This is a genomic window from Nonomuraea sp. NPDC003201 (genome assembly GCF_053590415.1).
In genome coordinates this window covers 85,848-106,779 of record NZ_JBSFTC010000007.1, presented here as the reverse complement: position 1 = coordinate 106,779, position 20,932 = coordinate 85,848, and the positions used below count along the sequence as shown (strand labels likewise).

At 70.0% G+C, this 20,932-nt stretch carries 23 protein-coding genes; 4 read left to right on the top strand and 19 right to left on the bottom strand.

Going from position 1 to position 20,932, the window contains the following annotated elements; all coding sequences use genetic code 11:
• Nucleotide 1: 1 nt before the first annotated feature.
• From ACWDX9_RS05775 to ACWDX9_RS05765, 3 genes are all read right to left on the bottom strand, one after another.
• On the bottom strand, nucleotides 2-397 hold the full coding sequence (locus tag ACWDX9_RS05775) for an NADH-quinone oxidoreductase subunit A (protein ID WP_185069986.1): 396 nt from the start codon (nucleotides 395-397) through the stop codon (nucleotides 2-4).
• Between the two features lie 64 nt (nucleotides 398-461).
• On the bottom strand, nucleotides 462-1,700 hold the full coding sequence (locus ACWDX9_RS05770; protein WP_350739837.1) for a geranylgeranyl reductase family protein: 1,239 nt from the start codon (nucleotides 1,698-1,700) through the stop codon (nucleotides 462-464).
• Between the two features lie 408 nt (nucleotides 1,701-2,108).
• Entirely contained in the window at nucleotides 2,109-2,825 is a 717-nt protein-coding gene (locus ACWDX9_RS05765) for a demethylmenaquinone methyltransferase (protein WP_449949481.1), read from the bottom strand.
• Between the two features lie 107 nt (nucleotides 2,826-2,932).
• Here ACWDX9_RS05765 and ACWDX9_RS05760 point away from each other — a divergent pair, with 107 nt between their 5' ends.
• A complete protein-coding gene (locus ACWDX9_RS05760; RefSeq protein ID WP_449949478.1) occupies nucleotides 2,933-4,138 on the top strand; it encodes a hypothetical protein in 1,206 nt (401 codons plus the stop codon).
• Here the strand turns inward: ACWDX9_RS05760 and ACWDX9_RS05755 are convergent.
• A complete protein-coding gene (locus ACWDX9_RS05755; protein ID WP_350739829.1) occupies nucleotides 4,135-4,353 on the bottom strand; it encodes a DUF4229 domain-containing protein in 219 nt (72 codons plus the stop codon). The genes ACWDX9_RS05760 and ACWDX9_RS05755 overlap by 4 nt on opposite strands.
• Nucleotides 4,354-4,610: 257 nt before the next feature.
• Here ACWDX9_RS05755 and ACWDX9_RS05750 point away from each other — a divergent pair, with 257 nt between their 5' ends.
• Nucleotides 4,611-4,832 (top strand): BldC family transcriptional regulator, encoded by a 222-nt coding sequence (locus ACWDX9_RS05750; RefSeq protein WP_026214226.1) that lies wholly within the window; start codon nucleotides 4,611-4,613, stop codon nucleotides 4,830-4,832.
• 136 nt (nucleotides 4,833-4,968) lie between these two features.
• Here the strand turns inward: ACWDX9_RS05750 and ACWDX9_RS05745 are convergent, their stop codons facing one another.
• Entirely contained in the window at nucleotides 4,969-5,211 is a 243-nt protein-coding gene (locus ACWDX9_RS05745) for a hypothetical protein (protein WP_350739826.1), read from the bottom strand.
• A 10-nt stretch (nucleotides 5,212-5,221) separates the two neighbouring features.
• Nucleotides 5,222-6,004, bottom strand: coding sequence for a hypothetical protein (locus ACWDX9_RS05740; RefSeq protein WP_225963881.1), 783 nt, complete (start codon nucleotides 6,002-6,004; stop codon nucleotides 5,222-5,224).
• A 414-nt stretch (nucleotides 6,005-6,418) separates the two neighbouring features.
• Here ACWDX9_RS05740 and ACWDX9_RS05735 point away from each other — a divergent pair, with 414 nt between their 5' ends.
• A complete protein-coding gene (locus ACWDX9_RS05735) occupies nucleotides 6,419-6,709 on the top strand; it encodes a PLD nuclease N-terminal domain-containing protein (protein ID WP_185069979.1) in 291 nt (96 codons plus the stop codon).
• 5 nt (nucleotides 6,710-6,714) lie between these two features.
• On the opposite strand, the gene ccsB is transcribed toward ACWDX9_RS05735, so the two are convergent.
• From ccsB to ACWDX9_RS05705, 6 genes are all read right to left on the bottom strand, one after another.
• A complete protein-coding gene (gene ccsB, locus ACWDX9_RS05730) occupies nucleotides 6,715-7,677 on the bottom strand; it encodes a c-type cytochrome biogenesis protein CcsB (protein ID WP_449949475.1) in 963 nt (320 codons plus the stop codon).
• The gene (gene resB, locus ACWDX9_RS05725; protein WP_449949472.1) at nucleotides 7,667-9,229 is read right to left on the bottom strand and encodes a cytochrome c biogenesis protein ResB; all 1,563 of its coding nucleotides are present in this window, start codon (nucleotides 9,227-9,229) and stop codon (nucleotides 7,667-7,669) included. Before resB ends, ccsB begins: the two co-directional genes overlap by 11 nt.
• Complete coding sequence (locus tag ACWDX9_RS05720) at nucleotides 9,229-9,951, bottom strand: cytochrome c biogenesis CcdA family protein (RefSeq protein WP_397372720.1); 723 nt, start codon at nucleotides 9,949-9,951, stop codon at nucleotides 9,229-9,231. The genes resB and ACWDX9_RS05720 overlap by 1 nt, the downstream gene beginning before the upstream one ends.
• Nucleotides 9,944-10,510, bottom strand: a complete 567-nt coding sequence (locus ACWDX9_RS05715; protein WP_449949469.1) for a TlpA family protein disulfide reductase — start codon at nucleotides 10,508-10,510, stop codon at nucleotides 9,944-9,946. The genes ACWDX9_RS05720 and ACWDX9_RS05715 overlap by 8 nt, the downstream gene beginning before the upstream one ends.
• A gap of 71 nt (nucleotides 10,511-10,581) precedes the next feature.
• Complete coding sequence (locus tag ACWDX9_RS05710) at nucleotides 10,582-11,220, bottom strand: histidine phosphatase family protein (RefSeq protein ID WP_363976749.1); 639 nt, start codon at nucleotides 11,218-11,220, stop codon at nucleotides 10,582-10,584.
• Between the two features lie 54 nt (nucleotides 11,221-11,274).
• Nucleotides 11,275-12,195 carry a LysR family transcriptional regulator gene (locus ACWDX9_RS05705; RefSeq protein ID WP_449949466.1) on the bottom strand — a complete coding sequence of 307 codons (921 nt, stop codon included), beginning with the start codon at nucleotides 12,193-12,195 and terminating at the stop codon, nucleotides 11,275-11,277.
• 323 nt (nucleotides 12,196-12,518) lie between these two features.
• Between ACWDX9_RS05705 and ACWDX9_RS05700 the strand changes: the two genes are divergently transcribed.
• Nucleotides 12,519-13,187: a DMT family transporter gene (locus tag ACWDX9_RS05700; RefSeq protein WP_449949496.1), complete on the top strand. Its 669-nt coding sequence runs from the start codon at nucleotides 12,519-12,521 to the stop codon at nucleotides 13,185-13,187.
• Here the strand turns inward: ACWDX9_RS05700 and hemL are convergent.
• The 7 genes from hemL to ACWDX9_RS05665 all read right to left on the bottom strand — a co-directional run bounded on the left by hemL (nucleotide 13,184) and on the right by ACWDX9_RS05665 (nucleotide 20,901).
• Complete coding sequence (hemL, locus tag ACWDX9_RS05695; protein ID WP_449949463.1) at nucleotides 13,184-14,473, bottom strand: glutamate-1-semialdehyde 2,1-aminomutase; 1,290 nt, start codon at nucleotides 14,471-14,473, stop codon at nucleotides 13,184-13,186. The two genes, ACWDX9_RS05700 and hemL, sit on opposite strands and share 4 nt — an antisense overlap.
• Before the next feature lie 60 nt (nucleotides 14,474-14,533).
• The gene (locus ACWDX9_RS05690; protein WP_350739798.1) at nucleotides 14,534-15,163 is read right to left on the bottom strand and encodes a bifunctional DNA primase/polymerase; all 630 of its coding nucleotides are present in this window, start codon (nucleotides 15,161-15,163) and stop codon (nucleotides 14,534-14,536) included.
• A 332-nt stretch (nucleotides 15,164-15,495) separates the two neighbouring features.
• Complete coding sequence (hemB, locus tag ACWDX9_RS05685; RefSeq protein WP_449949460.1) at nucleotides 15,496-16,479, bottom strand: porphobilinogen synthase; 984 nt, start codon at nucleotides 16,477-16,479, stop codon at nucleotides 15,496-15,498.
• Nucleotides 16,480-16,518: 39 nt separating this feature from the next.
• Entirely contained in the window at nucleotides 16,519-18,063 is a 1,545-nt protein-coding gene (locus ACWDX9_RS05680; protein ID WP_350739792.1) for a bifunctional uroporphyrinogen-III C-methyltransferase/uroporphyrinogen-III synthase, read from the bottom strand.
• Nucleotides 18,060-18,971: a hydroxymethylbilane synthase gene (gene hemC / locus ACWDX9_RS05675; RefSeq protein WP_449949457.1), complete on the bottom strand. Its 912-nt coding sequence runs from the start codon at nucleotides 18,969-18,971 to the stop codon at nucleotides 18,060-18,062. The genes ACWDX9_RS05680 and hemC overlap by 4 nt, the downstream gene beginning before the upstream one ends.
• Nucleotides 18,971-20,227 (bottom strand): glutamyl-tRNA reductase, encoded by a 1,257-nt coding sequence (locus tag ACWDX9_RS05670; RefSeq protein WP_449949454.1) that lies wholly within the window; start codon nucleotides 20,225-20,227, stop codon nucleotides 18,971-18,973. The genes hemC and ACWDX9_RS05670 overlap by 1 nt, the downstream gene beginning before the upstream one ends.
• Nucleotides 20,224-20,901, bottom strand: a complete 678-nt coding sequence (locus ACWDX9_RS05665; protein WP_350739785.1) for a redox-sensing transcriptional repressor Rex — start codon at nucleotides 20,899-20,901, stop codon at nucleotides 20,224-20,226. Before ACWDX9_RS05665 ends, ACWDX9_RS05670 begins: the two co-directional genes overlap by 4 nt.
• Nucleotides 20,902-20,932 lie beyond the last annotated feature (31 nt).

Sequence of the window (20,932 nt, the reverse complement as noted above, 5' to 3'; positions counted from 1 at the left end):
TTCAGTCCCAGTCCAGACCCTTGCGGCGCCACACGTACGCATAGGCGACGAGCACGGTGACGATGAACAGCACCATCTCCACGAGCGCGAACAGCCCCAGACCGGAGCTGAGCACCTGGCCGGCGTCGTTCGTCTGCGGCGCGAACGAGACCGCCCATGGGTAGAGGAAGATGATCTCGATGTCGAACACGATGAAGAGCATCGCGGTGACCATGTACTTGAGCGGGAACCGTCCGCCACCGACGGGCTGGGGCGTCGGCTCGATGCCGCATTCATAGGCGTCAAGCTTCGCGCGGTTCCAGCGCTTGGGGCCGGTGAAGGGAGCGATGGCGACCGAGAAGATCGCGAAGCCCCCCGCGAGAACGGCGAGCACCAGGATGGGCACGTAAAGGTCCATCGCTACGCCTCCTCCGGAGTCGCCGCGCGCGCGGGCGCGCAGCCGGATCTGTCAGTTCTGAGATTCATGCTGGTGGGGCGACCTTCGAGAGAGCGTTAATGATCATGTCTGACGCATCGCCTCGCCGGTCGGTGAGATTACCAAGGAGTTTGATGGCGAAGCGCATCAGCCTCGGGTGAGGGAGACCGTGCCTGGTGCCGAAGCTCATCACGCCCGGCTTTCCGATGAGCTCGACGAACAGCCTGCCCAGGGTGAAGTAACCGCCGTAGGCGTCCTTCAGCACTTGAGGATAGGTCCTCAGAGCGCGTTCCCGGTCCGCGGGGGTGGTGCCCCTGAGGGCCTTGGCGATGACCTCCGCCGCGATCTCACCGGTCTCCATGGCGTAGGCGATGCCCTCGCCGTTGAACGGGTTGATCGACCCGCCCGAGTCGCCCACGAGCACCAGGCCGCGCGTGTAGTGCGGCTGCCGGTTGAAGGCCATGGGGAGCGCGGCGCCGCGGATGGGGGCCGTCATGTTCTCCTCGGTGAACTCCCACTCGGGAGGCATGGCCTCGCACCAGGTCCGCAGCAGGTCCCGGTAGTCGATGTTCTTGAACTGCGCGCTGGTGTTGAGCAGCCCGAGGCCCACGTTGGCGGTGCCGTCGCCGACGCCGAAGATCCAGCCGTAGCCGGGCAGCAGCTTCTCCTGCGCCCACAGCTCCAGCCAGATCTCGAGGTAGTCGTCGTCGTGGCGCGGGCTCTCGAAGTACGTCCGCACCGCCACGCCCATCGGGCGGTCCTCGCGCTTGTGCAGCCCCATCCCCAGGGCCAGCCGGGTGCTGTTGCCGTCGGCGGCCACCACCACGCGGCTGCGGTACTCGCGGCCGTCCTTGGTCGTCACGCCGACGATGTGGCCGCTGCGGTCGTCGAGGACGGGCCCCGTGACGGTCACGCCCTCCATCAGGCGCACGCCGTTCTTGACCGCGTTGGCGGCGACGATCTGGTCGAAGTCCTGGCGGGTGCGTACGAGGCCGAAGTCCGGGAAGCGCTCGAGCTGGGGCCAGTCGAGGTCGAAGCGGAGGCCGCCGCCGACGACGCGCAGCCCCTTGTTCCTGACCCAGCCGGGAGCGTCGATGTCGACGTCCATGTTGAGCAGCTGCTTGACCGCCCGCGGCGTCAGGCCGTCGCCGCAGACCTTCTCGCGGGGGAACCTGGTCTTCTCCAGGAGCAGCACGTCGAGTCCGGCCTGAGCGAGGTACCAGGCCGTCGCGGAACCGGCGGGACCTGCGCCGACGACGATGACGTCAGCGTCAACTGTGCTCATGGTCGCGCCCGCTTCGCCACTCGTTGGCTCCTTCGTCGCTCTCTCGCGACGAGCTCCTGCGCTCGGGGGCTCATGGTCGCGCCCGCTTCGCCACTCGTTGGCTCCTTCGTCGCTCTCTCGCGACGAGCTCCTGCGCTCGGGGGCTCATGGTCGCGCCCGCTTCGCCACTCGTTGGCTCCTTCGTCGCTCTCTCGCGACGAGCTCCTGCGCTCGGCGGGTGGCTGTTGGCACGGTCACTGGACTGTCCTGTCCTACACGCTCGAAGGCCTCGGGGGTGGTGTGCTGCCTTCGTTCCTTTGTGAACCCCTTCACAAACTTGTCGGCCCGCAGTCTACTGCTTTTCCAGTACATAGTGGCAGTCGGGGTGCTGTTCTGTGATCCAAGAGGAACGGTGTGTCGCGTGTGGTCTCACGCCGCCTTGAACCCTCTGTGCAGGGCGACGATGCCCATCGTGAGATTGCGCCAGGCGACCCGCTCCCAGCCGGCGTCCTGAATGGTCCGGGCCAGTGTGCGCTGGTCGGGCCAATCCCGGATCGACTCAGCCAGATATTCATAGGAATCGTCATTCGAGCCGAACACCTTGGCCACTTTTGGCAGCAGCTTCATCAGATATTCGCGGTAGACGAGATCGAAGGGCTCGAACGTCACGTGGGAGAACTCCAAGATCACCAGTCGGCCGCCCGGCTTGGTGACGCGCAGCATCTCCCGCAGCGCCTGCCGGGTGTCGTGCACGTTGCGCAGCGCCACCGAGATCGTCACCGCGTCGAACGAGTCGTCGGCGAACGGCAGGCGCAGCGCGTCGCCCGCGATGAAGGGCACCCCCTCACCCGACAGCGCGTTGCCGCCGTGGCGGCGCACGCCGGTGCGGAGCATGCCCAGCGAGAAGTCGGACGCGATGGCCCGCGCGCCCAGCGTGGTGAACGCGTCGGTGGACGTGCCGGTGCCGGCCCCCAGGTCGAGCACGAGCTCCCCGGGGCCCGCGTCGATGGCCGCGGCCACCGCCTTGCGCCACATCCTGACCTGCCCGAGGGAGATCACGTCATTGACCAGGTCGTAGCGCCGGGCGGTGCGATCGAACATCGCGGCGACCTCGTCCGGCTGTTTGTCCAACTGAGCGCGCGTCATAGGCCAAGACTATGGGAGGCCCTCCAGGCCCGTATCCGCGGCCATGAACGCGGACATTCAACGGAAAGTAACTACGAGACTACTGAACGTCTGCTAAAACTTGGCGAATGCTTGCCCGTGTCGCCCTTGCGGCGATCATCGCCTCGGCTCCCACGGCGCATTTCGGCGTCGTCTCGGCCGACCCGGTAGACAACACCCCGCACGTGCTCGACGGCATCGTCAACGCGATCACGGTCGTCGGCGACACCGTCGTGGTCGGCGGCTCGTTCAGCGAGGTGAGCGACGCCGCCCGCACCACCGCCTACCCGCGCTCCAACCTCTTCGCCTACAACCTGACCACGGGCCGCGTCCTGCCGGGCTTCGCGCCGATCGTCCCCGGCCCCGTGTACGGCCTGGCCGCCGGCGACCAGGGCACCGTCTACGTCGGCGGCGAGTTCATCGGCGTCAACGACTCGCCCGCCAGGTCGCTGGCCAGGCTCAAGCTCTCCGACGGCACGCTGGTGACCGGCTTCGCGCCGCACATCGGCGGCGGCATGGTCGCCACGCTGGCCAGGCAGGGCTCCAAGCTCTACGTGGGCGGCGACTTCACCAGCCCGCGCACCGCGCTGGCCAGGATCGACGTGACGACGGGCGCGGCCGACCCGGCGTTCGGCATCACGCCCGGCGGATCGCTGACGCCCAGGGTGAAGGTCTACGCGATCGCCGCCACCCGCTACCGGCTCGCCGTGGACGGCTCGTTCACCACGCTCGCCGGCCAGTCCAGGCCGCAGCTCGGGCTCATCGACATCAGCGGCCCCACCGCCAGGCTCGCGCCCTGGCGGACGGAGGCGTACGCGCGCCCGTGCATGAGCGAGTTCCCCTCGTACGTGCGCGGCCTGGACTTCTCACCCGACGGCCACTATTTCGCGGTCGTCACCACCGGCGGCCCCAAGGGCGGGATGTGCGACACGGCCGCCAGGTTCGAGACGTACTCCAAGGGCTCCACCATCAGGCCGACCTGGGTGAACGCCACCGGAGGCGACTCGCTCTACGCGGTTTCCGTGACGGGCGCGGCGGTCTACGTCGGCGGACATCAGCGCTGGCTGAACAATCCGCAGGGGCGTGACTCCGCCGGCCCCGGAGCGGTCTCACGCCCGGGGATCAGCGCCATTCATCCGACTACGGGAATGGCCCTCAGTTGGAATCCCACACGCGAGCGCGGCATCGGTGTGAAGGCGTTTTACGCGCATCGCAGTGGACTACTTGTCGGTAGCGACACAACCAGACTCGGACGGGAGTACCATGCCCGGATTGGCATGTTCCCCCTGCCCTAGTCGTCTTGCGGCTTCGGCCGGTCGATCTTGTTGCTGATGCGTTCGCTCACGGCATCACGCTGCTTGCTGAGCAGGACGTAGCTCGCTATGCCGCTGATCAAGAAAGACACCAGGATCAGCACGAACGGGTTTTGCAGGCCGAGCAGCCACAGCACCCCGAGAGTGACCGCAAAGATGCCGATGCGCGACAGTGTGTAAACGAGAACAGGAGGCACAGGTTCGAGGTTACTCGGACCCGTGGACCGGTCGCTCTTCGCATCGAACGCGAGCGATGCTACTGTTCCCAGTCAGGGAGTTTCGTAAAGAAACACCCACGAGAGCCCCAAAGAGGCTCTATCATATAACAATCGGGCAGTCAGCTGATAACAACCCGTGATCTTTGCAGAAAACCACGGATAAATCAGGCTTCGCTCGACACACTGGTTACCTGTCCGCCCGCTGGCAGGAAGCGGGATGCGAGGGGGAGAGATTGGTGGAGAGTAGCAGCGAGCGTCTGCTGACCCCAGGAGAGGTTGCCGCCCTCTTCCGGGTAGACCCAAAGACGGTTACACGCTGGGCTGCGGCAGGCCGCATCAGCAGTATCCGCACCCCCGGAGGGCACCGGCGGTTCCGCGAGTCGGAAGTGCACGCCCTTCTACGTGGCGAGGACGTTTTGACGGCCGACAGGCCGGCAGGTGAGTCCCCGCGCGTCTGACCGTGCAGACGGTGATCCTGCGACGGCAGGATCACCGCCGGCGCGCCCCACTGTTCGCGTGCTTTCGGCCACACTTCCGTCCGGCAGCATGAGGCGGCGCCAACCGCCGACCGTGGTTGGCGCCTGTCTGGTCGCCTCAGGCGTCCTCCTGCCGCGCCTTGAAGGCCAGGAACTCACGCTCCAGTTCGTCGTTCTCCTTCTCCCACTCGTTGCGGCGCTCGGCCAGCTCCTCCTCTGTCAGCGCCTCCGGCAACAACTGGTCGTAGTCCGGATCACCGGGCAGCACCTCGACGTACGCGTTCCCGATCAGACGCCCGTCTTCGCTGGTCAGGCTCTGCGGCACGCGCAGGGTCCCGTCCGCGAGCCGGATGACGTACATGTCCGATCACCTAGATTCCGTAGCGCCGGTTGAAGAAGAGCATGATGTCCAGCGCCATCCGCGTGTCTCCCCCGAGCATGTCCACGAGGGCCGGACGCTGGCGGGAGGCTATGGCGGCGAAGGCATCGGCGAAGAACTCCTTACGGCCGAGCCCCCCGCCCTGGCGGTGGAACGTCGAGGCCAGCAGCGGCATGGCCGTGTCGTAGAGGCGGACGAACTCAGGGGAGTCGGAGACCCAGCCGCCGTACGCCGAGTCGATGTCGTCGATGGCATGGCCGACCTCGTGCATCATAACGTCCGGGGTCGGTGACGGGCGGTCACCCACGACGATCTTCCGGTCGCCGTACGCGCCCGCGCAGATGTCCCAGGTGGCGCGGCCCGACGGGAGCGGGGCACCGCGTAAGTAGCCCATGTCGTCGAGGTCCGGGACGCCGCCGCGGCCGACGTAGATGCCCTCCAGCCCGGCCGCGAGCTTCTCCTTCAGCCGCTCCGGCAGGCGGGCGAGGCTCTCCACGGCGCGTACGACGTCCGCCGACGGCGGGCCCTGCCTGGCGTCCCACTGGCGGTGCAGGATGGACTCCAGCTTGCCGCAGTGGCGCAGGCCGTCGCCCATGGACGGGATGCCGGGCCGGTTGGGCTGGGCCCTGGGCTGGTCGTCGAGCTCGAAGTCGTACCAGGTGTAGCGGGGGCGTTCGACCACCGCGGCGGGCAGTCGCTCACCGCGCTCGCGCAACGAGAACCCGTCCCAGCTCGTCTCGGAGGGCCGTCGTACCTCGTCGCCCGGCCACGCCATCCGCTCACCCCGCTCATTACCCGGCCATCTCGAACCATCGCGCTCTCCGGGTCGCTCAGGCTGGCCTCTGGGCACGTCGGGCCCCCGCCCGCGCTTCTTGCGTGCCTTGGCCTCCGCGCGGCTCTCAAAAGGCTTCTCACGGGCGTTGAACCAGACGGAACGGTCCGCGTCCGGGGGCGCCTCGCCGCGCCGCGAGAAAAGGTAGGACCCGCGCCGCCACCAACGGCCGCGCCGATGACGGCCCTTGTCGCCAGACGCCTTGGAGTCAGAAAAGGCCATCGCACCTCTCAACGCCCGTGGAGTCCGGCGACTTCGCCGCATCGGCCTCCACGGTACGACGCATGTCTTCCCCTAGTCACCTGAAACGGGACATCGGGAAGCACGATCACGTCGCGGATGGCTTACAGTTCAGGAATGGCAGGTGTACTGATCGGCCTGGCGCTGCTGGTCTTCTGGCTCTTCTCGCTGTTCGACGTGGTCACCGCACCGGAAGATGAGGTTCGGAACGTACCAAAAGCCCTGTGGATCCTGATCGTCGTCCTGATCCCGGTGCTCGGCGGTCTCGTCTGGATGGCGCGCGGCCGCCCGAGGGCCCCGCGCGCCGCGTGGCCGGTGCCCCCGGGTCCGGGCATGCCCAAGGGGCCGGACGACGACCCCGACTTCCTGCGCGACCTCGACCGCCGCATGCGTGGCGACGACGTCTGAGCCGATCAGACGTCGGCGTAGCTGTGCAGGCCGCTGATGAAGATGTTGACGCCGATCAGGTTGAACATCAGGCAGGCGAACGCCACCAGCTGCACGATCGTCGCGGCCCTGCCCCGCCATCCGGCCGTCACCTTGGCGTGCAGGTAGGCGGCGTAGGCCACCCAGGTGATGAACGACCAGACCTCCTTGGGGTCCCAGCCCCAGTAGCGGCCCCACGCCCGGTCGGCCCAGAGCGCCCCCGCGATGACCGCGAACGTCCACAGCGGGAACGAGAACACGATCGCCCGGTGCGCCACCCGCTCCAGGTCGGCCCGCGAGGGCAGGCGTGACATCCCGTCGCCGCGCACCAGGTAGAGGACCCCGGCGACGCCGGCCAGCGTGAACAGGCCGCTGGCGATGATCGCGGCGGTGACGTGGATGGCGATCCAGTACGAGTCCAGCGCGGGCACCACGGGCCCGGCAGCCGTGTAGAAGAACTTGACCGCCAGGCCGAGCCCGAGGGCCGCCGTGATCATCACGAAGGCGCCGAGGAAGCGCACGTTGTAGCGGATCTGGGTGCCGAGGAACGCGGTCACGGCGGCGAAGCAGATGGCCACCACGAACTCGTACATGTTGCCCCACGGCCACCGGTCCACGGACATGCCGCGGGTGGCGATGGCGGCGAAGTTGGCCGCCCAGCCGATCCAGGCGAGCACCAGGGCCACCTTGGCGGCCCTGTGCGCCCCGTCTGACGGCTCCTTGGCCTCCGTGGCGGCGACCACTCCGTCGACCGGGGGCGCCGCGTCGGCCCCGCCCGCTCCGACCGCGACCGGCTGCTTGACCTCGGACCGCTCGACGGCGGCCGCCTTGTCCGGCCGGGACCTGCCGAAGGCGAGCTCGATCGCGAACCCGACCATGGCGAAGAAGTAGAGCAGAACGGCGGCGACGACGAAAAGGTCGCTCAGCTCCGCGAGTTGCTCAGCGGACATCCTTTTCTCCTGCGGCTAGAACCTTGACGATGTCGGCGAACTCCTCGGCGAAGCCCGCCGCGGAGCCTTCGGTACGGGTCAGGCCGCCCACCTCGACCACGCCGTTCCCGATCCGCACGAACACCCTGCGGCGGCGGATCATCAGGGACAGCGCGATGGAGACGACGGCCGTGGCGGCGAAGACCAGCACCGGCATGCGGCCGGGGTCGTAGGCCGTCTGGAGCGTGATCCACTCCTTGACCCCGGTGAACTCCAGCTTGCCCGCCCCCTTGGGCAGGTCGATCGACTGGCCGACGGCGAGCGGCTTGGGCACGCTCGTGCCCATGATCAGCGGGGTGAGCTTCTTCATGAGCTCGGGCGGCGCGAGCTCGTACACCGAACGCGGCTGGCCGGAGCGCAGCCCCAGGTCGCCGGTGAAGGCCCCGACGAGCTGCACCTCGGGGTTGAGCGAGCCGGGGAAGGCCGAGGCGTACGTGCCGTCCGTGAGCGGCACGCTGGTGGGCAGGAACTGCAGCAGGAACCCGAGCTGCGACGGCTGCGCGTCGGGCACCTTGACCACGCATCCCGAGGTCATCGTGCCCTTGGCCTCGATGAGGCACGGCACCGGGCCATCGAAGGCGACCTGCCCCTTGCCGTCGGTGACCTTGAAGACGGGCGCGTAGCCGTTGCCGATCAGGTACGTCTGCGTGCCGTTGATCTCCAGCGGGTCGTTGACCTTGAGGTCGTACTCGCGGGCGGGCGACCCCGGCGAGTCGTTGACCTTCAGCCGGGCCGTGTAGTCGAGCGCCTGGCCCCGCTTCTCGCCCGTCACCTGGTAGGCGACCTTGAAGTCCTCCAGCTGGAAGGAGAACGGCTCCAGCGACTCGGCCGAGACCTGGCTGCCCGGGATGAACCGGTCGTAGGCGGCCACCGTGTTGGCGAACCCGTCACCCTCGACGACCAGGACGTTGCCGCGGTAGCCGAACAGCGAGCCGAAGCCGACCGCGAACAGGATGCCCAGCAGGGCGACGTGGAAGAACAGGTTTCCTGTCTCGCGCAGGAAGCCCTTCTCGGCCGACACCCACCCGTCGCCGGTCACGACGCGGAAGCGCAGCTTGCGCAGCCGCGCGGCGGCCCTTCCGACCTCCAGGTCGCCCTCGAAAGAGGCGAAGTGCGGCAGGCGGGAGACGTTCTTCGGCGCGGCCGGCGGCTTGCGGCGCAGCTCGCGCAGGTAGGTGGCGGTGCGCGGGATGATGCAGCCGATCAGCGAGGTGAACAGCAGCAGGTAGATCGCCGCGAACCAGACCGAGGTGAACACCTCGAAGAGCTGGAACCTGTCGTACCACTCGGCCAGCGTGGGGCTCTTCTGGTAGAGCTGCGCCACCTTGTCGGGGTCGACGCCGCGCTGCGGCACCAGCGAGCCCGGCACCGAGGCGAGCGCGAGCAGGAAGAGCAGGATCAGCGCCGTCTTCATCGAGGTGAGCGTGCGCCAGCCCCACCGCAGCCAGGCGACCAGGCCGAACCCCGCCAGCTGCGCCGCCCGCTCCCTCTCCTCCAGCTCCTTGACGCTCATCAGATCACCGGTACGAATCCGCCGATGAGGCCCTGCATGGCAGCGATCATCTCTCCCCACAGCCCGGTCACGAGCAGCACCCCGACGGCCACCATCATGCCGCCGCCGATCCTGGTGATCAGGCGCGAATGCTTGCGGATGGCCCGGAACGTGCGCAGGGCCCTGCTGTACGCGAGCGCCGCGCCCACGAACGGCAGCCCGAGGCCCAGCGCGTACGCGACGGCCAGGAGGGCGCCACGCGCGGCGCTGCCCTCGTTGAGCCCGAGCGCCAGCACGACGGCCAGCGTGGGCCCGATGCACGGCGTCCACCCCAGCCCGAACACCACGCCGAGCAGCGGCGCCCCGGCCAGCCCCGCGGCGGGCACCTTGTGGATGCGCACGTCGCGCATCAGCCCGGGGACGAGCCCCAGGAACGCGAGCCCGAGCAGGATGGTCAGCACCCCGAGCACCCGCGTGATGACCTCGATGTGGCCCAGCATGACCGAGCCGAGCCCGCCGAACAGCGCCCCGCTGAGCACGAACACCAGCCCGAACCCGGCCACGAACAGCACCGTCCCCAGCACCAGCCGCCCCCGCTTGGGGTCGGCGCTCATGCCGGTCACGTACGACAGGTAGCCCGGCACCAGCGGCAGCACGCACGGCGACAGGAACGACACGACCCCGGCCAGCACCGCGATCGGCACCGCGAGCAGCAGCGAGCCCGAGGCCACGACGTCACTCATCGCGCACCTTGGTCACGGTGTTGAGCAGGTCGGTGTACTTGACCGCGCCGAGCGCCCTGGCGGCGACCCTGCCCTGCTTGTCGATGATCAGGGTGGACGGGATGGCCGCCGGCGGCACCGTGCCCTGGAAGGCCAGCGCCACCTTGCCCGGCTGGTCGAAGATGTGCGGGTAGCCGGTCTTCTCGGTGCGCTCGAACGCCAGCGCGTCGGCCTGGCGGTCCTTGAAGTCGACGCCGATGAACTCCACGCCGCCGGCCTTGGTCTTGGCCGCGACCTCCTTGAGCACCGGCGCCTCCGCCCGGCACGGCCCGCACCACGACGCCCAGAAGTTGATCACCACGACCTTGCCCTTGTGCGCGGCCAGCGAGGCGGTGGCCCCGTCGAGGGTCGGCCCCTGGATCGCGGGCGCGGCCTTGCGATCGGCCGCGTCGAACACCTGCATCTTCCCGTCGCCGGCGACGAAACGGGTGTCGCCGGCCTGCGGCAGGCCGCCCTGGTTGCCCGCGCAGCCCGCGACCAGCAGACCCAGGAGGACGAGAGAGATGGACTTGGCGCGCACGGAGGAAGATCTCCTTGTACTACAACCGGTAGAGCTTGCAACTCTACCGGCGAGCCCCCTCGCTCCGGACATCAGGCCCCGGGAACGGACGGACCGGTCTGAAGCGACCCCGCCGGCTCGCTGTAGCCGATGCTGACGAGGCGGTCGCCGTCGAAGGAGAGCGTGGTGAGGCTCGCCAGCGCGCACTGCCTGCGCCGCGGGTCGTGCCAGAGCCGGCGGCCCTCGGCGGCCGACCTGATCGTCCAGATGGGGAGCTGGTGGCTGACGAGCACCACCTCGTGCCCGCGTGCGGCCGCTCTGGCGTCGTCGATCACCGACTTCATGCGCCTGACGATCGACGGGTACGGCTCGCCCCAGGACGGGCGCAGCGGGTTCCAGAAATAGCGGTAGTTGCGCGGGTTGCGCAGGATCGCCAGGCCCTGGCCCACCGGGCGGCCCTGGAGCAGGTTGCCCGCCTCGATCAGGCGCTCGTCCTGGACGACGTCGAGGCCGAGCTTCTCGGCGAGGGGCGCCGCGGTCTCGAGGGCGCGCTCGAGCGGGGAGCTGTAGATGGCGACGATGTCACGGCCGCCCACGGCCTTGGCGACCGTCTCGGCCATGAGCTTTCCCGTCTCGGACAGGTGGTAGCCCGGGAGCCTGCCGTACAGGACGCCGGCGGGATTGTGCACCTCGCCGTGGCGCAGCAGGTGGACGACGGTGGTTTCAGCCATGGTGTGGCCCAGCCTATCCGCTCCCCCTCTATGAGCAGCGTGAGGCCCGGCGGCTCAGTTGACGGCCCAGGCGTTCTCCTGCTTCCTGCTCGCCTCGGCCAGCGCCTCCACCATGGCCCTGATCGCGGGACGGCGCGCCGCGTCCGTGCGCCACACGGCGTAGATCCGCCGCGTCTGGCGCGGCATGATCGGCACGAGCCGCACGCCGTCCGGCACGCAGTCCCGGCCGAGCCGCGGCACGATCGCGCACCCCAGTCCGCCCGCCACCAGCGCGAGCTGGGTCGGGTACTCGTCGGCCATGCACGCGATCACGGGCTCCACCGAGGCGTTGCGCAGGGTGAAGACGAGCCAGTCGTGGCAGACGGTGCCGGGGGACCCGCTGATCCAATGGTCGTCGCGCAGCTGGGCGAGCTCCAGCTCCCTGCTGTGGGCCAGCGGGTGGTCGGCGGGCAGCGCGATGTCGGCCACGTCGTCGAGCAGCGTGGCCCTGGACAGGCCTTCGGGCAGGGCCATGGGCCGGTTGAGCCAGTCCTGGATGACGCCCAGGTCCAGCTCGCCCCTGGACACCTCGCGCACCACCCGCTCCGGCTCGCGCTCGCTGAGCTGGACCCACAGGTCGGGATGGCGCTCGCGGAGCGAGACGAGCGCGCCGGGCATGAGGCCGCGCACGGCGGTGGGGAAGGCCGAGATGTTCAGCCGGCCGACGACCTCGCCGCGCAGCGCCTCGAAGTCCGCCTCCGCGGTCTCGACCAGGGCGAGGATGCGCTCGGCGTGCTCGGCCAGGAGGCCGGCCGCGTCCGTGAGGCGCACGCCGCGCCCGTTGCGCTCCATGAGTCTGGCGCCGGTCTCGCGCTCCAGCTTGGCGATCTGCTGGGAGACCGCCGAAGGCGTGACCATGAGCGCGTCGGCGGCCGCGCCGACCGACCCGTAGACATGCACCGCATGAAGTGCCTTGAGCCGGTTCAAGTCCAACATGTAAGTCATCCTAAATGGTTTAGCGTAGAAAGTCTCGCTTGTCGTTGAATGTGTAGCGGATGAAAATAGATGCATGAGAATCCTTAAGACGAAGAAGCAGCAGCCGAGCTCCGTGTCCTACCTCAAGGTCCTGGCCGAGCAGGCTCGCGACCAGCGCATCCGCTACGAGAAGCCCGCTCGCTGAGTGCGGTCCCGCCACCTGGCCCTAGCCATCGGCCTCGCCGCCGTGCTTATGGTCGCGCCCGCTTCGCCACTCGTTGGCTCCTCCGTCGCTCTCTCGCGGCGAGCTCCTGCGCTCGGGGTGGGGCTTCAACTTCGTGGTCATGCAGGCCGGCCTGCGGCACTTCCCGCCGCTGCTGTACGCGGGCATCAGGTTCGCCCTGGCGGCGTTCCCCGCCCTCGTCCTGCAGACGCAGGCGATTTTCACCGTGTTGTTCGCGGCGACGCTGCTCAAGGAGCGGCTCACCGCCCGCCGCGTGCTCGGGCTGGGCGTCGCCTTCGGCGGCCTGGCCCTGGTCGCGCTCGACTTCGGGGTGTCGGGCCCGCTCGGTGCCTTCGCCCTCTGCCTGGCCGCAGCGGCCGCCTGGGGCCTCGGCAACGTGGTTCAGCGCAAGGCCGCGCCGCCCGATTCGTTCCGCTTCATGGTCTGGGTGAGCGCCTTCTCCGCGATCCCGCTCCTGCTCCTGTCGCTCTGCCTGGAGGGCGTGCCGGTGCTGGACCCGGCCGCTGAGGGCCGGCTCTCGCTCCTGTACGTGGCGTTCGTCTCCACGCTCGGCGGCTTCGGCGTCTGGGGCTGGCTCCTGCGCCGGTACGACGCCTCAACGGTGGCGCCGTACACGCTGCTGGTGCCGGTGTTCGGCATGTCGTCGGCGGCGCTGGTGACCGGCGAGCCGATCTCCTGGCCGAAGCTGGTGGCGGCGGCCCTGGTCATCTCGGGCGTCCTGTACGCGGGCACGAAGCCCCGCCGCGCACTCGCCACCACCACCTCTTAGAGCACGGCGGCAGCCGCCTTCGCCGCCGCGGGCAGCGCCTCGGCCACGCGGCTCAGCGCCTCCTCGTCGTGGGAGGCCGACAGGAACCACGCCTCGTACGCCGACGGCGGCAGATAGACACCCTGGTCGAGCATCGCGTGGAAGAACGCGGTGAACGCGGCCGTGTTCTGCGTCTTGGCCTCGGCGAAGTTCGTCACCTCGGCGTCCGTGAAGAAGATCGAGAACAGGTTGCCCGCCCGCTGCAGCCGGTGCGGCACCCCGGCGGCCGACAGCGCCTCGGAGGCCGCGTCGCCGACGGCGAGGGCCGCGGCGTCCACGCGCGCGTAGGCCTCGGCGTCCAGGGCGCGCAGCGTGGCCAGGCCGGCCGCGCAGGCCAGCGGGTTACCGGACAGCGTCCCCGCCTGGTAGACGGGGCCCTCGGGCGCGAGCAGGGCCATCACCTCGGCCCGTCCCCCGAAGGCCGCGGCGGGCAGGCCGCCGCCCATGACCTTCCCGAACGTCATCAGGTCGGCCTCCACCGGCTCCAGGCCGTACCAGCCCGCGGGCGAGACGCGGAACCCCGTCAGCACCTCGTCGACGATGAGCAGCGCGCCGTGGGCCGTGCACAGCTCGCGCAGGCGCGCGTTGAACCCGTCCTTGGGCGGGACGATCCCCATGTTCGCCGGGCAGGCCTCCGTGATCACGCACGCGACCTCGGCCTCCGCGAAGGCCGCCTCGACGGCCTCGATGGAGTTGTACGGCAGCACGATCGTGTCCGCCGCCGACGCCCCGGTCACGCCCGGCGTGTCGGGCAGCCCGAACGTCGCCACCCCGGACCCGGCCGCGGCCAGCAGCGCGTCGACGTGCCCGTGGTAGCACCCGGCGAACTTGATCACCTTCGACCGCCCGGTGAACCCCCTGGCCAGCCGCACCGCGCTCATCGTCGCCTCGGTGCCCGAGCTGACCAGCCGCACCTTCTCGACCGGCGCCACCCTGGCGACGATCTCCTCGGCCAGCTCGACCTCGCCGGGGGTGGCGGTGCCGTAGGAGAACCCGTGGGCCACCGCCCCGGACACGGCCTCGACGACCGCGGGGTGCCGGTGCCCGAGGATCATGGGGCCCCAGGAACACACCAGGTCGACGTACCGGTTGCCGTCGACGTCGGTGATGTGGGGGCCCTGGCCGGAGACCATGAAGCGCGGCGTCCCGCCGACCGCGCCGAACGCGCGCACCGGCGAGTTGACACCCCCTGGCACGATCCGGCGGGCGCGGGCGAACAGGTCCTCGGAGTTCTGTGTACGGCTCACCCGACCCAGGTTAGCCGGGACGCACAGCGGTCTCCGGAGCGGGCACCACGAGGGCCGCGCTCAGTCGGCCAGCCACTCCAGGATGCGCAGCGGGTCGGGCAGCGGCTGCCCGTTCGGGGGCCGGAGCCAGGAGACGGGCTGCCCCGTGGGGAGGGTCGAGGGGGGCGCGAGCACGTAGCTGTCGCGGCAGTGCCACCGCAGCCCCGGCGTGTCGTCGATCGTGGCGGGATCGCAGTCGAGCTGGCACGACCACCACTCGTCCTCGTCCTCCGGATTGCCCCGCGTGGCCACATAAAACAGGACCCGGTCGCCGTTGGCGGCGACCGGGCCCGGGTGTGCTCCGGCGTTGTCGATCCGGGTGAGGGCCGACAGGCCGATGGCGAGCGGTACGTCGAAGACGTCGAACACGCGTCCGGTGGGCAGGATCACGTTGGCCTCGGGCTCGACCTGCCACCAGCGCGTCAGCAGCGCCGTGTCCGTCGTGGCCTGCAGGTGCCAGGCGGGCGAGAGCGGATGGGCGCCCGGGTCGGGACAGCCGAGGCGGTCGCAGGAGCAGGCGCGCGGCCCGTGACGCAGCGGATAAGCCCCCGGCACGACGGGCCACCCCATGGCGGCGTATTCGAGCACGGTGCCGATGCGTGTCGGCCGCGACCGTTTTCTGGTACGCCGAGCCAGTGGTACCCCCACCATTGGTGTCTCCCGTCGAGTCCCCACAGTGCCTGAAGAGGTCCCGGCTCCGGGCAGCAGCCATACGCGCCACGCGGGACACACCAGCACTTGTCATCGCACTCTAACGCACACGCCCCACGAGTTGACGGGAAACCCCTTGGTTAGCCGCGATGGATCCGCAGCGTAGCGAGGACATCCATCGCGGCACCGCGAGCGGAAGCTCGCCAATCAGATGCGCGATGGATCCGCAGCGTAGCGAGGACATCCATCGCGGCACGCGAGCGGAAGCTCGCCAATCAGATGCGCGATGGATCCGCGGCGAAGCGAGGACGTCCAGAGCGGAAACCCGCCGATCAGATGCGCCGTGCCACTTCCGTCGCCCAGTACGTGAGGATCATGTCGGCCCCGGCGCGCTTGATCGCGACCAGCGATTCGGTGATCATGCGGTCCCGGTCCACCCAGCCGTTGGCCGCGGCCGCCTCGATCATGGCGTACTCGCCGCTCACCTGGTACGCCGCCACCGGGACGTCCACCTCGTCACGCACGCGGGTGATGACGTCGAGGTAGGCCCCCGCCGGCTTGACCATGACGGCGTCGGCGCCCTCGGCGAGGTCGAGCCGGACCTCGCGCAGCGCCTCCTCCAGCGGCCCGGCGGGGTCCTGCTGGTGGGTGCTGCGGTCGCCGAACTGCGGCGCGCACTCGGCGGCTTCGCGGAACGGCCCGAAGAAGGCGGACGCGTACTTCACCGAATAGGACAAAATCGGGACATTTTCATAACCGGCCCCGTCCAGGGCGGAGCGGATCGCCCCCACCTGGCCGTCCATCATCCCGCTCGGCGCCACCATCTGCGACCCCGCGGCGGCCTGGGCCACCGCGATCGAGGCGTAGCGCTCCAGCGTGGCGTCGTTGTCCACGTCGCCGGACGGGGTGAGGATCCCGCAGTGCCCGTTGTCGGTGAACTCGTCGAGGCAGGTGTCGGCCATGACCACGACCGCGTCGCCGACCTCGGCGTTCACGTCACGCAGCGCCACCTGCAGGATCCCGTCGGGATCGTCGGCGGCCGAGCCCCGCGCGTCCTTCACCGCGGGGATCCCGAACAGGATGATCCCGCCGACGCCCGCCTCCGCCGCCTCGTGCGCGGCCTTGCGCAGCGAGTCGCGGGTGTGCTGGAAGACGCCCGGCATCGAGGCCACGGGGTGCGGCTCGGCGAGGCCCTCCTTGACGAAGGCGGGCAGGATCAGGTCGGCGGCGTGCAACCTGGTGCCCGCCACCATCCGGCGCAGGGCGGGGCTGCGACGCAGCCGCCGCAGCCGGGCCACAGGGTACTGCGCGGTCATACGCCACTCCTCAATCGCGAGAACGCGAAGACTAAGAATTCACCTGGCTCTTCTCCTGGCGCCCCGGCGGTTCTGCGACGGCCGGCGCGGCGTGTCGCCCGCCGCCAGCGCCGCCTGGCGCTGCTTGGCCCCGTACTCGGCCACCGCGGCGGCCAGGGCGGAGGCCGACGGCTTGTCGGCCATCACGTCGACCCGGAGCCCGAACTCCTCGGCCGTCTTGGCCGTCTGCGGCCCGATGACGGCGATCACCGTGACGTTGTGCGGCTTGCCCGCGATGCCCACCAGGTTGCGCACGGTGGACGAGGACGTGAAGAGCACGGCGTCGAAGCCGCCGCCCTTGATCGCCTCACGGATGGGCGCGGGCGGCGGCGCGGCCCGCACGGTGCGGTACGCGGTGACGTCGTCGCACTCCCAGCCCAGCTCGGTGAGCCCGGCCACCAGCGTGTCGGTGGAGATGTCGGCCCGCGGCAGCAGCACCCGGTTGATCGGGTCGAGCATCGAGTCGTACGGCGGCCACTCGGCCACCAGCCCCTCGGAGGACTGCTCCCCCGACGGCAGCAGGTCGGGCTTGACCCCGAACTCGACCAGGGCCTGCGCGGTCGCCTCGCCCACGGCCGCCACCTTGAGCCCGGCGAAGGCCCGCGCGTCGAGGCCGTACTCCTCGAACTTCTCGCGCACCGCCTTGACCGCGTTGGCGCTGGTGAAGGCCACCCACTCGTAGCGGCCCGTGACGAGCCCCTTGATGGCGCGGTCCATCTGCTGCGGCGTGCGGGGCGGCTCGACCGAGATGGTCGGCACCTCCTCGGGCACCGCGCCGTACGCGACGAGCTGCTCGGACAGGCTGCGCGACTGCTCCTTGGTGCGGGGCACCAGCACCCGCCAGCCGAACAGCGGCTTGGTCTCGAACCACGACAGCTTGTCACGCAGCCCCACGGCCTCGCCGACCACGATGAGCGCCGGCTCGGTGAACCCGGCGTGCTTGAGGTCGGGCTGGAGCCGGCCGAGCGAGGACACGACGGTGTACTGCTCGGTGGTGGTGCCGCCGCTGCTGACCGCGACGGGCGTGGTGTCGGGCTTGCCGCCCGCGATGAGCGCCTTGCCGATGGCCACGGCGTCGCCGATGCCGTTGTAGATCACCAGGGTGCCGCGGCAGGCGGCGTGCGCGGCCCAGTCCTGGTCCTGCGCGGCGTCCACGACCCGGAACTCGGGGACGGCGCTCGCGGCCGGGATGCCCGCATAGGTGAGGACGGCGGTCGCGGGCGGCACGCCGGGAACGATCTCGAAGTCCACCTCCGCCGCGGCGCAGGCCGCGACCTCCTCGGTGATCGAGGAGAACAGCATCGGGTCGCCCTCGCACAGGCGCACCACGAGCTGCCCGTGCTTGGCCCGCTTGACCAGGTCGTCCTCGACGACCTCGACGCCTTCGCGGCAGTGGCGCAGCAAGGGGCGGTGTTCTTCGTCGCCGAGCACCACGGCGTCGGCCTTGGCGAGCAGCTCGGCGGCGCGGAGCGTGAGCAGGTTGGGATCGCCGGGCCCCGCGCCCACGAAGGCGACGAATCCGGAGGTTGGACTATCGGAGCTCAATGGGAATGCTCCCCCATCAATCTGTCGGCTCCTTCGGCGATCATCTCGGCCACCAGGAGGCGGCCCAGGTTCGCGGCCTCCGAAGGAGATCCGGCGGTGGACTTGCGGACCGCCTCGCGGCCGTCGATGGCGACGACCACGGCGGTCAGGTTCAGAGTGTGCCCGTCATCGGCCGCGAAAGCACCCACCGGAGCGGCGCAACCAGCCTCGAGAGCCGCCAGCACGGCTCGCTCGGCGGTCACCGCGGAGCGCGTGCGCGGGTCGTCGAGAACACTCAGGAACTCGATGAGGTCGGCCCTGTCGGACCTGCACTCCACGGCCAGCGCGCCCTGACCGGGAGCCGGCAGCAACTCCTCCACCTCGAAGATCTGTGCGATTTCGGCGTCACGGCCGATCCTGGTCAGGCCGGCCGAGGCCAGCACGACCGCGTCGAGCTCACCTGAGGTTACCTTGCCGATACGCGTGTCGGCGTTGCCGCGGATCGGGACGTACTCCAGGTCGGGCCGGAGCGCGCTCAGCATGGCGATCCGGCGCGGCGATCCGGTGCCGACCCGGGCGCCGGGCGCCAGGTCTGCGAACTTGCGCGGGCCGACCAGCGCGTCGCGGTGGTCGTGCCGGGCCGGGATCGCCGCCAGCGTGAAGCGCGGGTCCTGCTTGGTCGGCAGGTCCTTCAGCGAATGGACGGCGAAGTCGACCTCGTCCTCCATGAGCTTGTCGCGCAGCGCGCTGACGAACACGCCCGTGCCGCCGAGCTGCGCGAGGTGGGCCTTGGTCACGTCGCCGAAGGTCGTGACGCCCACCAGTTCGACCGCGCGCCCGGTGAGCCGCGTGTAGTCGTCGGCCACCATCTGGGACTGCGTGGTGGCCATCAGGCTCCGGCGCGTCCCCAGCCGCAGAGCTCCCGACATCACAGCTCCACCTCCCTCACGGCCTCGGGCATCTTCGGATCGAGATTGAACAGCTCACGCAGCGCTTCCGCATAATGATCGCCGCCTGGGCAGGTGGCGAGTTGCTTGACACGCACGGTGGGCTCGTGGAGCAGCTTGTCGACGACCCGCTGCACGGTCATGGCGACCTCGTCGCGCGCCTTCTCGTCGAGGTCGGGCACCCGCATGAGCAGGCGGCCGAGCTCCGACTCGACCACGCTCGCCGCCTTGCTGCGCAGCGCCACCACGGTCGGGGTGACCTTGGCGGCCCGCTCCGCGTCGAGGTAGGCGCGCAGCTCCTCGGCCACGAGCGCGCGGACGGACTCGACGGCGTCGCCGCCGCGGGAGCCGATCCCGGACTCCTGGATGGTCTCCAGATCCACCAGCGTGACGCCGGGGACGGCCCGGACGCCCGGGTCGATGTCGTGCGGCAGCGCCAGGTCCAGCAGGAACGCGGGCCGGCTCAGCATGTCGGCCGTGATGACGTGGCGCCCGGCGCCCGTGCAGGTGATGACGATGTCGGCCCCGGCCAGCTCGTCGGCCACGGCGGCGAAGCCCACCGCCCGGCCGCCGACGGACTCGGCCAGCCGCGCGCCGCGCTCGTACGTACGGTTGGCCACCACGATGTCGGTGACCCCGGCGCGCGCCAGCGTGGCGGCGGCCAGCGAGCTCATGGAGCCCGCCCCGACCACCAGCGCCCGCCGCCCGGCCAGGTCACCCGCCAGGGCCAGGCCGGCGGAGACGAGGGAGGCGCCCGCCTTGTCGATGCCGGTCTCGTGGTGCGCCCGCTTGCCGACCCGCAGCGCCTGCTGGACCAGCTCGTTGAGGGTGGCGCCGACGGTGCCGTGGCGCTGCGCCAGCTTGAGCGCCTGGCGGACCTGGCCGAGGATCTGGCCCTCGCCCAGGACCATGGAGTCGAGCCCGCACACCATGGAGAACAGGTGCTCGACGGCCCGCTCCTCGTAGTGCACGTAGAGGTGCGGCGTCAGCTCCTCGACCGGGACGCCCGAGTGGACGCCGAGCAGGCCGCTGACGGCGGTGACGGCGGCGTGGAAGCGGTCGACCGTGACGTAGACCTCGACCCGGTTGCAGGTCGAGACCACCATGGCCTCCGCGACGCAGGGATCCTGCTGCACGTCGTACAGGAGTTTGGCGAGCGCGTCACCCGTGATCGAGACGCGCTCCAAAAGCGCCACCGGAGCGGTCCGGTGGCTGAGTCCGATAGCCAGAACACTCATTGACTGTCCACCGCCATGAGTGGCCCCCCAGCCTTGCGTTGCTCGTGGAACGCGAGAATCTGCAGTTCGATAGATAGGTCGACTTTACGGACATCGACGCCGTCCGGGACGGAAAGCACAACTGGGGCGAAGTTCAGGATGCTGGTCACGCCCACGGAAATCACACGATCGCACACTTCCTGCGCCGCTGCCGCCGGTGTCGCCAGAACCACGATCGAGACTCCACGCCGCTTGATGACGGCTTCCAGTTCGTCGATGTGCTCAACATTCAACCCCGCGATGGTGTCGCCCACGACTCCGGGGTCGGCGTCCACGAGCGCGGCGACGCGGAAGCCCCTGGAGACGAAGCCGCCGTAGTTGGCCAGCGCGCGGCCGAGGTTACCGACTCCGACGATCGCGACCGCCCAGTCTTGCGTCAGGCCGAGCTCGCGGGAGATCTGGTAGACGAGGTACTCGACGTCATAGCCTACGCCGCGCGTGCCGTACGAGCCGAGGTGTGACAGATCCTTGCGGAGCTTGGCCGAGTTGACGCCGGCGGCGACGGCCAGGTCCTCGGAGCTGACGGTCGCGATGCCCCGCTCGGCCATCCCGTGCAGCGCCCGGAGGTACAGCGGAAGCCTGGCGACCGTCGCCTCGGGTATGCCGCGGTCACGGGGCTGGGACGGGCTCTTCACGTGCCGGAGCTCCAGGGGACGGGCGGTGTGG